General features: G+C 34.9%; 12 protein-coding genes. 9 read left to right on the top strand and 3 right to left on the bottom strand.

Translation table 11 applies throughout. The features are described 5' to 3' along the window. Positions 1-53: 53 nt before the first annotated feature. Positions 54-446: a reverse transcriptase-like protein gene (locus M2M59_RS09800; RefSeq protein WP_147196730.1), complete on the bottom strand. Its 393-nt coding sequence runs from the start codon at positions 444-446 to the stop codon at positions 54-56. Between the two features lie 80 nt (positions 447-526). Between M2M59_RS09800 and M2M59_RS09795 the strand changes: the two genes are divergently transcribed. From M2M59_RS09795 to M2M59_RS09780, 4 genes are all read left to right on the top strand, one after another. After that, positions 527-718, top strand: a complete 192-nt coding sequence (locus tag M2M59_RS09795; protein ID WP_147196927.1) for a zinc-finger domain-containing protein — start codon at positions 527-529, stop codon at positions 716-718. Between the two features lie 571 nt (positions 719-1,289). Further along, positions 1,290-2,660 carry an aspartate kinase gene (locus M2M59_RS09790; RefSeq protein WP_249774480.1) on the top strand — a complete coding sequence of 457 codons (1,371 nt, stop codon included), beginning with the start codon at positions 1,290-1,292 and terminating at the stop codon, positions 2,658-2,660. 243 nt (positions 2,661-2,903) lie between these two features. Further along, positions 2,904-4,211 carry a hemolysin family protein gene (locus M2M59_RS09785; protein WP_147196734.1) on the top strand — a complete coding sequence of 436 codons (1,308 nt, stop codon included), beginning with the start codon at positions 2,904-2,906 and terminating at the stop codon, positions 4,209-4,211. Positions 4,212-4,569: 358 nt separating this feature from the next. Next, positions 4,570-5,781, top strand: a complete 1,212-nt coding sequence (locus M2M59_RS09780) for an MFS transporter (RefSeq protein WP_249774479.1) — start codon at positions 4,570-4,572, stop codon at positions 5,779-5,781. Between the two features lie 311 nt (positions 5,782-6,092). On the opposite strand, the gene M2M59_RS09775 is transcribed toward M2M59_RS09780, so the two are convergent. Further along, on the bottom strand, positions 6,093-6,290 hold the full coding sequence (locus M2M59_RS09775; protein WP_066788321.1) for a cold shock domain-containing protein: 198 nt from the start codon (positions 6,288-6,290) through the stop codon (positions 6,093-6,095). A 327-nt stretch (positions 6,291-6,617) separates the two neighbouring features. On the opposite strand from M2M59_RS09775, the gene M2M59_RS09770 reads away from it, so the two are divergent. Both M2M59_RS09770 and M2M59_RS09765 read left to right on the top strand, forming a co-directional pair. Then, the gene (locus M2M59_RS09770) at positions 6,618-8,498 is read left to right on the top strand and encodes an ABC-F family ATP-binding cassette domain-containing protein (protein ID WP_249774478.1); all 1,881 of its coding nucleotides are present in this window, start codon (positions 6,618-6,620) and stop codon (positions 8,496-8,498) included. A gap of 18 nt (positions 8,499-8,516) precedes the next feature. Next, positions 8,517-9,641 (top strand): conserved virulence factor C family protein, encoded by a 1,125-nt coding sequence (locus tag M2M59_RS09765; RefSeq protein WP_066791884.1) that lies wholly within the window; start codon positions 8,517-8,519, stop codon positions 9,639-9,641. 411 nt (positions 9,642-10,052) lie between these two features. Here the strand turns inward: M2M59_RS09765 and M2M59_RS09760 are convergent, their stop codons facing one another. Then, positions 10,053-10,940, bottom strand: a complete 888-nt coding sequence (locus tag M2M59_RS09760; RefSeq protein ID WP_147196740.1) for a LysR family transcriptional regulator — start codon at positions 10,938-10,940, stop codon at positions 10,053-10,055. 148 nt (positions 10,941-11,088) lie between these two features. On the opposite strand from M2M59_RS09760, the gene M2M59_RS09755 reads away from it, so the two are divergent. The 3 genes from M2M59_RS09755 to M2M59_RS09745 all read left to right on the top strand — a co-directional run bounded on the left by M2M59_RS09755 (position 11,089) and on the right by M2M59_RS09745 (position 13,872). Then, positions 11,089-11,829 (top strand): acetoacetate decarboxylase, encoded by a 741-nt coding sequence (locus M2M59_RS09755; protein ID WP_147196741.1) that lies wholly within the window; start codon positions 11,089-11,091, stop codon positions 11,827-11,829. Between the two features lie 67 nt (positions 11,830-11,896). After that, entirely contained in the window at positions 11,897-12,922 is a 1,026-nt protein-coding gene (locus tag M2M59_RS09750) for a ketopantoate reductase family protein (RefSeq protein ID WP_249774477.1), read from the top strand. 386 nt (positions 12,923-13,308) lie between these two features. Next, on the top strand, positions 13,309-13,872 hold the full coding sequence (locus M2M59_RS09745; protein WP_147196744.1) for a GNAT family N-acetyltransferase: 564 nt from the start codon (positions 13,309-13,311) through the stop codon (positions 13,870-13,872). The last annotated feature ends 31 nt before the right edge of the window (positions 13,873-13,903 follow it).

Below are 13,903 nucleotides of genomic sequence, written 5' to 3'. Positions count from 1 at the left end.
ATATGCAAATAATGCCAGTAGCAAGCTCAACAGCGGTTGCTGCTGGCATATTCCTATGCATTATTTTTTTGTATACCTTCTCTCGCCAGGGCATCAGCAGCTTTATTTTGCGTATCAGGAACCCACTTGATAAAGAAAAAGTCGAACTCTCTTATTAAAACAAGTGCTTTTTCCAAGTATGGCTGATATTCTGCATTTTTCACAAATTCTTTTTCTACAGAAGCCACGACAATTTTGGAATCGGATCGAAATGATACCATCCCCTTCGTTAACTTTTTTGCTTCTTCTAAGCCACGTACAAGTGCCATAAATTCAGCTACATGGTTATTGGCCATACCTATAGGCTCGCTCAATTTTATGAAATGGTCTTCCCCTTTAATAAAGATCCCTATGGCACTAGGGCCTGGGTTTCCAGCACTTGCTCCATCAATGTAAACTTCTAGCATGTCTAAACTCCCTTCACTTGCATGTTATCGCTTATTTTTAGTAAAATGAAACGTATACGAAAAAGAGGTGATATATTTTGATCAACCAGGTCACCGTCGTTAAAGAAATCGATGAATTATTAGAAAATTATTGTGATGGCTGCCTCGCCAAACAACAACTGCGTACAGAACGCGGTAAAGCCGGTGCTCATAAATTTTGTATTGAATCCTGCACAGTTGGCGAACAATTGCACTTCTTAGGACAAGAATTATTAAAAGTCTATAGTAAATAGATTGTACTATAAATTAGAGTATTGAGAGTATTTTTCTCAATACTTTTTTTGTACTAGGAATTCTTAATGGGATGAAGGAATATAGATAATTTTAACAAAGGTGAAGCCTACAAAAGGTTAAAATGAAAGGATAGATGTTTTTTTAGAGGATTATGTAAAGAAAATACTTGTCGAGCACTTTTTGATATATATTTTATAGAATAATGAAACAATGGTCATTGTAACAGCCTCTAGCTATAAATGGTAAAGCATTAGAAACAGCACATTTATTTTTCCAGACGTTTAGATGATTAATTACGGTCATTGGAAATTAAAAAGAAGTTATATAGAAGCAGGGATACTGAATGCTGATATCAAATACTAAAGAGAGTTTGTAAATAATCAAAAAAATTTCTTCTTTATTGAACTCTGCCTACCTATAAGTATAAAAGGCCAGCTTACATATAAAATTTAAGTTAATGTTAAGAAAAATTAGATAAATATTTTTATATTTATTGACTAAATATTGTATTATTTATACACTGTTTTAAAACATTATTCAAAATGTTGTACATAATTGGGAGATGATTTGATGAAAGTATGTAAATTTGGCGGTACTTCAGTAGCGAATGCGGAACAAATAAAAAAAGTTGCATCAATCGTTAAATCGGACAAAACAAGACGCTTAGTCGTTGTATCCGCTCCAGGAAAAAGATTTCCGGAAGATATCAAAGTAACAGACTTGCTTATCGATTTGGTTAATGGTGTCATTGCCGGAGTTGATTATCAAGAGAGACTTGAAAAGGTTGTATCTCGTTTTCATGTGAATGCAGTTGACCTAGGGTTAGATGATACGATTATTGAAGAATTAAGAAGAGATTTGAACACACGCATTCATTATAGTATACAGATCAGCGAGCAATATTTGTTTGATACAATAAAAGCTTGCGGTGAGGATTATAGCGCCAGAATGATTGCAGCATATTTGAATAAAATAGGGGTAAAAGCAAGATATATTAGCCCAAAGGAAGCGGGGCTTATTGTAAACGAAGCCCCATCTAGAACAATGGCAATAGATGAAGCGTATAAGAATCTAGCAGCTTTGAAAAATTCAGAAGATATTGTTATTTTTCCGGGTTTTTTTGGATTCACAAAAGCGGGTAGGCTACGGACATTTGACCGAGGGGGTTCAGATATTACAGGCTCTATTTTAGCAGCGGCTGTTCAGGCAGATGTATATGAAAATTTTACGGATGTAGATTGTGTATTTACTGCCAATCCTAAAGTTGTCAACCACCCTTCAGAAATTCAGGAGATTACATATAGAGAAATGCGAGAATTGTCTTACGCAGGCTTCTCGGTGTTTCATGATGAAGCACTGATGCCAGTGGTGAAATTGGGTATACCGGTTCATATAAAAAATACAAATAATCCAGAAGCAAAGGGAACAAAAATAGTTGAAAAAAGGAACGTAAACCCACATGCTATTACAGGTATTTCAGCTGATGCTGGATTTTCAATCTTATATATCAGCAAATACTTAATGAATAGAGAGATTGGTTTTGGCCGTAAACTACTCCAAATTCTTGAAGAGGAATATATCTCTTATGAACATACACCTTCTGGTCTTGATGATATTTCTGTTATTATAAGGAGCCATCAATTAACACCTGAAAAGGAAGAAAGGATTATTAAGAGGGCATACAATGAATTGCATGCAGATGATGTTTATTTCCGGCATGGATTTTCAATGGTCGTTCTTGTAGGAGAAGGAATGAATAATAGTACGGGGCTAGCCGCAAGAGCAGCGACTGCCATTTCAAGAACAGGGGCTAATATAGAAATGATCAATCAAGGATCATCTGAGGTTAGTTTAGCGTTTGGTATACTTGAAAAATACGAAGATACGATTCTTAGATCACTATATGAAGAATTTTTCGCAATGGCAGCGTATGCCAATTAAAAAATAAACTTATATTAAAAGGCAGTTGCCTAAAGATAAATCAAAATGCATCATTTCTATTAATAACATACATTCATCTGCACATCATAGACAAAAGAGCATTGAATGACAAAATATTAAAATTTTTCGTTAAACAATGGTTAGCATTTGCATTTTTGAATGTTTAACCTTTTAATAAGAAGTAGTTGAAAAAACAGGAGGTGAACTCTCTGCGTTAAAACAAATAACGTAGAGAAATCATATTTGGACAGTGAGATAGCCAGTAATTTAGTTCTGTTTGTGCTTTTAATTGCAATGACAGGGTTTTTTGTCGCCACAGAATTTGCGATTGTAAAAGTAAGGCAAACGCGAATCGATCAACTTATTACGGAAGGTAATAGAAAAGCTATAAAAGCCAAGAAAGTATTAAGTCATTTGGACGAATACTTATCAGCTTGTCAATTAGGTATTACGATTACAGCCCTCGGCTTAGGCTGGATTGGAGAACCAACAGCCCATAAAGTCTTTACACCCCTAATGGAGATGGCTGGTATTGATGGAAGCTTAGCTAAATGGCTTTCTTTCGCCTTTGCCTTTGCGGTTGTCACGTTTGCGCATGTGGTTATTGGGGAATTGGCGCCAAAAACTTTTGCAATCGAACAGGCAGAAAAGATTACATTAAGGTTTGCAGGTCCTTTAATTATTTTTCACATTGTAACTTATCCACTCATCAAAATATTAAATGGTTCAGCAAGAGTGTTAACAAGTCTCTTTGGCTTGAAGTTGTCAACAGAGCATGAAGAGGCACATAGCGAGGAAGAATTGCGCATGATTTTATCAGACAGCTATAAAAGTGGAGAAATAAATCCATCTGAATATAAATTGGTTAATCGCATTTTTGAATTTGATGAACGAATTGCTAAAGAAATCATGATTCCTCGTACTGAAATGATTGGCTTTAATAAAGAAACCACATTAAATAATGTATTTGAATTAATGAATGAAGAACAATACACTCGTTATCCGGTCATGGATGGTGATAAAGACCATGTCATCGGCATTGTTAATATGAAGCATCTCTTATCAGCTATTGTGATGGATGCCGCAAATGGTCAAAAAACCGTTGAAGAGTATATGCAGCCTGTCATCCGTATTATTGATACGGTACCAATCAATAGCCTTTTACTAAAATTTCAAAGGGAAAGCATTCATATGGCCATTTTGTTAGATGAATACGGAGGTACGTCAGGTCTCGTAACTATAGAGGATGTTATAGAAGAAATTGTTGGAGATATTCGAGACGAATTTGATGAGGATGAAGAGCCTGAAATTCAAAAGGTAGCTGACGGCCATTTTAAATTTAATGGAAAAGTGCTATTAGAACAAGTTAATTCTATGTTAGGTGTTCAAATAGATGAAGAAGATATAGATACAATTGGCGGATGGTTTATGTCACAACATGATAATATCAAGGAAGGCGTATTTTTTGAGAAAAACGGTTTCCAATTTATTGTAAAAGAAGTGAATAAACATCAAATCATTCGTGTCGAAGCAAAAAAAGTAAGTATTTAAAAGGATTATTAGCCATTAAATTAGACTAAAACCAGTAGGAGGATATTATGTTCAAAATATGAGCATAAATCCTCTATTCTTTTATATATTAGATTTGTTAAGGTGAAATATAAAGTATTTAGATAGGGTAGGAAAAAGCCCTAAATATGTGGCTATTAATTACTTATTACTGTAGAGTGTAACATATTGAAAAGCATGCTATAATTCTAAGAAATATTTTTTGATAATACAAAACTTTTGATGAATCTAAATCCCCCAGATTTATCTCATATATGAAAGGAGTCAAAATTTAATGAATAGTCCAATATAATATTCCCCGATTAAGCCAAAATCCAAATGAAATATCGGGGGATATATAATGAAATTGAATAGAAATTTTTTTTTATTACTATTGGGTCAATCACTCGCAAATATAGGAGATGTTTTATATATAGTCAGTGTAATAAGTACAATTTTTGTATTAACAGGTTCAGCAATTGCAGCATCGTTCGTGCCTTTTACAATTGCTTCTTCCATGTTTATATCCAGTCTGCTGACACCTCTCCTGGTTGAGAAATTAAATCTCAAATGGTTACTTGCTGGGTCACAAATTGCAAAAACTATTTTACTCTTTATTCTTGGGTTTATGTTAATAGGTCTAACAGCAACCAATTATTATTTTATCTTTTTAATAATAGGATGGATTGCTTTTTTTGACGGTTGTGCAAATCCAATAAGACAGACATTGACTCCTTACTATGTTAAACCTGAGCATCTAATTCAAGCTAATGGAATTTCTGAAACTGTTACGCAAGTAATACAAGCAGGTATGTGGTTCGTAGGAAGTTCATTGTTGATTATTGTGAGCTCTCAACAACTTATTTGGTTAGTTGGTTGTTTATTTATAATTGCAAGCATATTACTTTGCCTTTTAGAAAGTGTTAGCAATCATGAAACAACCGAGATAAAAGGGAAATTAGAAAAGATTAAAGAGGGTTGGAAAACTTTATCTAATACTCCAGTGTTAAGAAGGATTGCTTGGATAGAATTTTTGGAAACAATTGCAGCCACAGTTTGGATAGCTGCTATTTTATATGTGTTTGTCAGCGATGCATTAAACGTTGAAGAAAAATGGTGGGGATTTATCAATGGAGCTAACTTTTTAGGTTTGATTTTAGGAAGTGCTTATTGTATTAAATTTTCTTCTTTTGTAGAGAAGAAAATAGGAACCTTTATTTTTGTTGGTTCATTCTCAAGTTTCTTATTCACAATATTATTTAGCCTAAACAGCATTCCTATTATATCCTTACTTTTATCACTCTGTGTGGGACTCTTTGGACAAATTAAAAAAATTCCTCAACAAACGGTTATACAAACTAGTGTATCAAAAGAACAGTTGTCAACTGTTTATACCTCCTTAGGGGCTATCGGAACTGGGATTTTTGGTGTTGGCTCTCTTGTTATGGGAGTATTAGCAGATTTTTTAGGAATCAGAATGGTATTCGTTATATCGGGCCTATTACTTGCGATTGTAAGTACAATTGCTCACAAAAATAAGCAATTGTTTGTTAGAAATGTTATGGAACGATAAAATTAAAGATGAAGTATTTTATTAACTAAAACTTCCTTATTTTTAACGACTGTATGATAATTTATGAATTAGGACCATCACTTTTGATGGTCTTTTCTGTTGAACTTATTGTACGAGGCTTTAGTAAAAGAAGAAAGGGTGCTACATATTAGATATGTAGCACCCTTAAATTTTTTTATCTTATTTATTAAGTCTTGATAAGTAATTAGTTGATAGCTCCATTTTTATATACAGCAGCATTAAACGCTAACTATAAAACTGATAGAAACTTTATCTTAACTTACAAAAATTTCGCAAATATCATTGTTGATTTATAATTTAACAACATTTGCTGCTTGGGGACCGCGATTTCCTTCAATGATATCAAACATTACTTCTTGTCCGTCATCTAAAGTACGAAAGCCTTCTTGTTGAATGCCGGTGAAATGGACAAAAACGTCATCGCCGTCATATTCTATAAAACCATAGCCTTTATCGTTATCGAACCATTTTACCTTTCCTTGATGCATTCATGATCCTCCTCACAACAGTCCATATTTAATTAAATTCATTGCTGAACACTGATTAAACTCTGGATGAAATCTTTAAACGAGCAAGTTAAGGCTCATTCTAGTATTCATCAGTGATGGGTAAACTATACATGATTATATAAAAATTGTCAAATAACTCTCACAATAGATGAGCTAAGAGCTTTTTAGGCGAGATTTGAGCCTAAGAGAAGTATACTAAATAGATCATGTCTATTATGCGGAATCAAAGCTTTCAAATGGCTGAAGAAAGGCTTTAAAATATGGTAGACTTTATATATCAACTCCATTAGAAAGAGAAGGAAAATTATGAGTCACTTAATTGTATCTAATTTTACTAAAACAGTAGGAGATAAAACACTGTTTAGAAATATTGATTTTACTATAACAGAAGGTGAAAGAGCAGGACTTATCGGTATTAATGGTACGGGGAAATCCACATTGCTGTCTATTTTAGCAGGCGATTTGGAAGCTGATACGATAGAACTTGACCATCCAAATAAATATAGGATTGCATACTTGCCACAAAATCCCACTTTTAAAGAAGGAGAAACCGTTTTACAGGCGGTCTTTTCTGGCGATTCCCCAATACTCGCTCTTAATAGAGAATATGAGGAAACAGTTTTTGCTTTAAGCAGCCAGCCCGATTCAACATCGCTGCAAGAAAAGCTATTTCGGCTTCAACAGCAAATGGAACAACAACAGGCATGGGATATTAATGCATTAGCTAAATCATCATTGACAAGGTTGGGCATCGATCAATTTGAAGAACAAGTGAGTCACTTATCTGGTGGCCAGCAAAAACGTGTAGCCTTAGCCAAAACTCTTATAGAGCCGGCAGATCTCTATTTATTGGATGAACCAACGAACCATTTAGATGTTCAGTCAACGGAGTGGCTTCAAGATATGGTTTCTCGTTTAAAGGGAGCAGTCATTTTTATTACACATGATCGTTACTTCCTTGACGCTGTGTCAACCCATATTTATGAGTTGGCAAACCAAACACTATATAAACATACAGGGAATTATGCAGCCTTTTTAGAAGCGAAGGCACTAAGGGAAGAGATAGAGAAAGCAACAAATGCGAAGATGCATAATCGTTACCGTTCCGAGCTTAAATGGATTCGTAGAGGAGCAAAGGCACGATCTACAAAACAGAAGGCTCGTATTCAACGCTTTGATGAATTATCCAAGAACCTGGACAAAATAGAAGAGGAAGACTCATTAGAAATTGGTCTTGCAACAGCACGATTAGGAAAAAAAGTGATCGAAGGTAATGAAGTTTCAAAAGCTTATAACGAAAAACAATTAATAAGCCACTTCTCCTTCCTTTTACAACAAGGTGATCGTATTGGTATTATAGGCCCAAATGGTGCTGGGAAAAGTACATTATTGAATATCCTGGCAGGCAATATTCAGCCGGATGAAGGAACTATTGAATTCGGCTCGACTGTTCGAATTGCACATTTTACACAGCAGCTTCCTAAAATGGACGGCAATATGCGTATGATTGAATACATTAGAGAAACAGCAAATGATATTGAAGATGCTTCAGGTGAACACCACTCTGCAGCTGCAATGCTAGAGCGCTTTTTATTTCCAATGCACTCTCACGGTACGATCATTCAAAAGTTATCTGGTGGCGAAAGAAAAAGATTGCACCTGTTAAAATTACTAATGGAACAACCGAACGTTTTATTGCTTGATGAACCGACAAATGATTTGGATATTGAAACTCTATCGATATTAGAAGACTTCATTGAACAATTTCCGGGTGTGGTTGTAACCATATCACATGATCGCTTCTTCCTTGACCGAATTGCGAAGAAGTTATGGATTCTAAAAGATGGAACAGTAGAACAAAGTCTGGAGGTATATAGCGATTACTTAGCAATTGAGCAAATACAAGAACAGCAATCAGAAAAAATTGCTCAAACTCCAAAGGCTAAACCAAAAGAAAAAACACAAAAGAAAAAGGTAACTTATAAAGAAAGATTAGAGTGGGAATCGATGGAAGGGGAAATTGCAAAAGTGGAAGAAGCCATTATGGCATTAGAAGAGGAAATTGCTAAAGCCGGCTCAGATTTTACTTTGCTTCAAAATTTAACTTCTGACTTAGAGCATCAAAATGCAAAATATGAAGAGCTCATAGAAAGATGGGAGTATTTACAAGGGATTATGAACGAATAGGAAGGAATGAAAGAAAATATGAATATTAAAAGTATAGAACCTACACCAAGCCCAAATACAATGAAAGTCATATTAGACCAAGAGCTTCCTTTTGGGACAGCCCATAATTATTCTGAGAACAATAAAGAAGACGCACCACAAGTAATCCAAGAAATATTGAAAATCGAGGGTGTGAAAGGCGTTTATCATGTTGCAGACTTTTTGGCAGTCGAACGAAATGCTAAGTATGATTGGGCTCAGCTATTGGCCGCAGTGCGCAATGCTTTTGGAGAAAATAACGAGCTTTCAGAGGCTCAAAAAGTGGACGAACATTATGGCGAAGTATATGTACATGTCCAAATGTTTAAAGGTATGCCATTGCAAGTAAAAGTGTTCGATAGTCTATCTGAACAACGTTTTGGTCTTTCAAAAAGATTTGTTGATGCATTTAACGATATGCTGAAAAAAGATGAAAACTATATTATGGAGCGTAAATGGGTAGATTATGGTGTCCGTTACGGTGATAAGGATCAAATTGGACAGAGCATGGTGGATGAACTGGAGGCCGCATATCCTGAAAAACGTATTCAAGAAATAATCGATGCAAGTAAAGAAGAAAAGAACATAGTAACAAGAGAAAAACGAAAAATTACTATTCAGGAGTTTGAAGCAGATGATTGGGAGACACGTTTCCAATTGCTTGATCAAATGGCTGACCCGGATACAAGTGACCTTCCATTATTGGAACTTGCGTTAAATGATGAAAAAATGTCAATACGCCGCTTGGCAACGGTATATTTAGGAATGATTGAGGACAAAGCAGTCGTACCATTTTTAAGTAAAGCATTAAAAGATAAAAGTGCTTCTGTTCGTCGCACAGCTGGAGATTGCATGAGCGATCTAGGGTTTGTTGAATTTGAACCAGCAATAATAGAAGCTCTGCAAGACAAAAATAAGCTTGTTCGATGGAGGGCTGCCATGTTCTTATATGAAACAGGTACCCCAGCAAGCCTTGAAGCATTAGAAAAAGCGAACAACGATCCTGAATTCGAAGTGAAGCTGCAAGTGGAAATGGCCATTGCCCGTATTTCTAAAGGGGAAGAGGCCATGGGATCTGTCTGGAAACAGATGACTGAAGCTCGAGCAAATAATGATGTAAAATAAGTGGATTGAATCGAACCTATTTTAAAAGAAAAATGCCAGCATAATCAACTGTGATATGCTGGCATTTCTATATTATATTAAGAGCTGATTATATCTTCTCTCCTTCGTCCTTTTGAAAAGTACATGGAATAACTATTATAAAATGATACAACACTAAACATAGCTAGCAGAAGTCGGATGACTATACTATAAATGGGTGCAAAAATGCTTGCAGTTAGTAATAAAAGTCCTAATACGCAGAGGAAAATGGCTGTATTCAAATCCTTCATGTAAACAACAACTCCTTACTTTTGTATGCTTATAAATTCGCTATGAAGGATGGATTAACCTCTTTTTTTTGAAAATTTTCACATTAATTGTCTGTTTATAAAAATTGCTTAAATATCCATCGTTAACACTTTTAATCTATTTTCAAGTAATTTTGAACATTTTAGAGTTCTCTTTAAAATAAGTAATAATAAAGTCTCTAAATTCTTTTGCTGATGGGGATAATAAACCATCTTTTACCCATGACAGGCCGACAGTGTAGGTAGGGCGGATATCAGCTATCTTTACGTAATGTAAATGGTATTTTCTGCATACCGAAATGGGAAGTAACGCCACACCTTGTCCAAGTTTAATGATTTCTGCCAATAGGCTAGAATCTACTTCAAAATTATTTATTGGTGTAAAACCTTCTTTTTCGCACAGCTCGTTTGTAAATCTACTGTATTCTTCATTACCGGCTAGAGATATAAAAGGTTCATTTGCAATATCTCTTAAAGAAATCTCCGAATGATCTGCCAACTTGTGACTAATAGGTAATACAAGGACAATATCCTCATCTACCAAAACGCAACTTGTTATTTCTTCATCCACTATAGGCGGACCTGCAATACCTAAATCTATATCCCCCTTTTTCAAGCTTGTTATAATGCCACGTTTAACTCCAATACCCTGTTGAATTTTTGTATCAGGATTGAGTGCGATATATTCACTAATTAGTCCTGTGAGAAAACGAGGATTGGAAATAGATATTTTAATTGTGCTTGTATTTTCTTGATCCTTTGACTGAATCTCCATTTTTGCATTTTCAATTTCTGTAAAAATTTTATTCACATGTTTCAAAAGAATTTTTCCTGACGAACTTAAATGAATATTTCTTCCTTTCCGGTCAAATAACTTTGTCCCTAATTCATCCTCGAGTCTCTTAATAGTAAGGCTTAACGAAGGCTGAGCAATATTTAATTGTTTGGCAGCCTTAGAAATATGCTCAGTGTAGGCGACTGTCTGAAAATAGTGTAACTGAAGTAACTCCATGTTTTGAATACCACCTATTTATTATAATAAATACATTTATATATTATTATGTATTAGATTAAATGTAAAATACGTTTTAAAATGATGAGTGTTAGGAACAAAAAGAAGAAAATATAAAGTATCTAATTTCAAAGGGAGTGTTTATTAGATGAGGAAGGAAGAAGTAGTTAGACAGTTTACTACTCCGTTAGATGCAGGGGCGTTCCCGGTTGGACCATATCATTTTTATAACCGAGAATATTTAAATATTTTATATAGAACTGACCTTGAAAGTTTAAAGAAAATCGTACCCGAACCTTTAGAGATTAAAGACCCACTCGTGAGATTTGAAATAATGAAAATGCCAGATGTAACTGGTCTTGGATCCTACACGGAATGCGGGCAGGTCATACCTGTAAGCTTTGAAGGAGAAGAGGGTGATTATCTACATGCCATGTATGTAGACAGCTTTCCGGCAATTGCATCCGGTAGGGAGATAGCGGCATACCCAAAAAAACTAGGCAAGCCTAATCTATATATAGATTCAGACGCCTTGGTTGGAACATTAGATTATGGTTCCTTGAGAGTAGCAACAGCTACTATGGGTTACAAACATTATCCTCTCGACCATTCAGAGGCACTAAAAGAAATTGTTAAACCAAACTATATGCTTAAAAAGATGCCTGGATATGATGGGTATCCAAGAATTTGTGAATTGGTCCGAAGCCAAATTACAGATGTGAAAATTCTTGGAGCCTGGTCAGGACCTGCGAGGTTGGAGCTGTTTGCCCATGCATTGGCTCCAATGGCGGATTTGCCTGTACTTGAGGTAGTGTCAGCTTCACACATCCTGACCGAGCTTTCATTAGCGTCGCCAACTGTTATTTATGATTATCTAGCGGATAAATAGGCAGGCATTAATAATTGGTCAGAAAAAAATAGGTGTTCTAAAATGAAAAAGATAAGGGGAATTTAAAATGCGAATTGCAGTGTTAGGAGCAGGTTCTTTAGGAACTATTGCCGGTGCTTATATTGCTGCCGGCGGACAAGATATAGAATTGATTGATGTTTATCAAGCACATGTAGACGCCTTAAACGAGACTGGAGCAAAAATAACTGGTACTACAGATTTTCATGCAGAGGTAAAAGCGATTACACCAGAGAATATGTCAGGGGTATATGATTTAGTGCTACTTTTAACAAAGCAGCTTTATAACCATTCAATCTTACAAGACTTGTTGCCATTTTTGAATGACCAAAGCACAGTACTTTCATTGCAAAATGGTATACCTGAAGAACAGGTAGCATCTATTGTTGGGAGAGAACGAGTAGTTGCAGGTTCTGTAGAATTTGGTGCGACTTTTATTAAACCAGGTGTATCAGAGCTAACAACGGAGTTTAATCGCTTTAAAGAATATGCCTTTCAGATTGGTGAATTAACTGGCGAAGTAACAGAAAGAATAGAGCAAATCAAAAAAATCTTAGATCTTGTAGGTGGTACTCATATTTCTACTAACCTAGTTGGAACAAAATGGTCCAAACTGTTAATTAACAATGCATTTAGCGGCTTATCTGCATCTCTTAATACAGAGTTTGGTGGGGTACTTGATCATGAAATTAGTGTAGAAAGTGCAGTGCATATTGCAGATGAAACAATTAAAGTGGCACATGCAAATGGTGTGGAATTTGCTGATATGGGCGGTTTTGATATAGCTTCATTAGAAGTGAAAAGTGGAAAAGATATTCCTGAACGTATTCAAACACTGCGTGATATTATGAAATCGTCACGACTGTTAAAGGCAAGTATGCTGCAAGATTTGGAAAAGAACAGAAAAACTGAAATTGATTATATAAATGGGGTTATTCCTCGTTTAGCACTAGAAAAGGGAATACCGACTCCATATAATGATTTGGTTGTCAGTTTGGTGAAACAAGCTGAAGAAACCAAAGAATTGCCGATATTCGATTCTAATATTAAATTTTTTGAGGAATTAAATAACTAATAAATAATTTAAAAAAGAGTGTAAACCAATCCGGTTTACACTCTTTTTCTTATAATACTGGGAATCACTCATATAGATAGAAATTTGGGGTTATAATAAAATTGCAAGTACTCAATAATATTATTCTAAAAAAGTAATAGGTATATATGTAAAAAATTCTAAAACCAAATTTATCATTTTTAATATTAATTAATTTTTCAAAATTGAGGTTATTTAAGTAGTTAATATAGGTGAAAATTAATATTTTCATTAAAAAGAGGAGGTATCGTTTACGTTTAGCAATTTAGGCAATAGAAGAGAGGGGAATATTATTATTTGAATTGTGTCTAACTTGTGTCTATAATGTATATATTCTATTGTAAAATAAATTCAGGGAGGTTATTCAAGTGGTATCTATTACATTAGTTCCGCATGATATAAGCTTTGCTGAAGAGATGTCTAATATGACAAGCGATCCAGCAATTCGGCAAGCTCTTGGTATGACAGATGCCCAATGCTCATTGGAAGGGACACGTGATTTTATACGCCTTGTTCAGCTAGAAGAAAGAATGGGCCAACAAGTTTCACGTATGATTTTTAATGAAAGAAATCAATTAATAGGTGTTATTTCATTAAAGTTGATTGATGAATTACAAAAAACCTGCCATATTGGTACGTGGATAGGCAAAGCTCACTGGGGAAAAGGATATAATGAATTGGCTAAGGCAGAGATATTAAAAATTGCCTTTTTGCAATTAGATTTGGAATATGTATTTGCGGGAGCGCGTTTAGGAAATATACGTTCTCAAAAAGCACAAGCCAAACTACCTTATATAACATTGCATGTTGAACGCCAATTTGAACATGAATGGAAGAAACTTGAACAGCAGGAACGAACCCCATGTATCTTAAATATGATTCGAAGAGAGGATTTCTTAAACTGGTATGAGCAATATAAGGCTGTCAGCTAAAATCTTGCTGAGAATATAAAAGTTATCTAAT

Origin of the sequence: Rummeliibacillus sp. G93 (genome assembly GCF_023515935.1) — a bacterium.
Lineage (GTDB): Bacteria > Bacillota > Bacilli > Bacillales_A > Planococcaceae > Rummeliibacillus > Rummeliibacillus stabekisii.
Note: the sequence above shows the minus strand (reverse complement) of the source record. Positions and strands in the feature narration are given on the sequence as shown.

Coding starts and splice junctions, on each gene's coding strand:
- M2M59_RS09800 (WP_147196730.1), bottom strand. CDS start 446: ATGCTAGAAGTTTACATTGATGGAGCAAGTGCTGGAAACCCAGGCCCT.
- M2M59_RS09790 (WP_249774480.1), top strand. CDS start 1,290: ATGAAAGTATGTAAATTTGGCGGTACTTCAGTAGCGAATGCGGAACAA.
- M2M59_RS09780 (WP_249774479.1), top strand. CDS start 4,570: ATGAAATTGAATAGAAATTTTTTTTTATTACTATTGGGTCAATCACTC.
- M2M59_RS09775 (WP_066788321.1), bottom strand. CDS start 6,290: ATGCATCAAGGAAAGGTAAAATGGTTCGATAACGATAAAGGCTATGGT.
- M2M59_RS09770 (WP_249774478.1), top strand. CDS start 6,618: ATGAGTCACTTAATTGTATCTAATTTTACTAAAACAGTAGGAGATAAA.
- M2M59_RS09765 (WP_066791884.1), top strand. CDS start 8,517: ATGAATATTAAAAGTATAGAACCTACACCAAGCCCAAATACAATGAAA.
- M2M59_RS09760 (WP_147196740.1), bottom strand. CDS start 10,940: ATGGAGTTACTTCAGTTACACTATTTTCAGACAGTCGCCTACACTGAG.
- M2M59_RS09755 (WP_147196741.1), top strand. CDS start 11,089: ATGAGGAAGGAAGAAGTAGTTAGACAGTTTACTACTCCGTTAGATGCA.
- M2M59_RS09750 (WP_249774477.1), top strand. CDS start 11,897: ATGCGAATTGCAGTGTTAGGAGCAGGTTCTTTAGGAACTATTGCCGGT.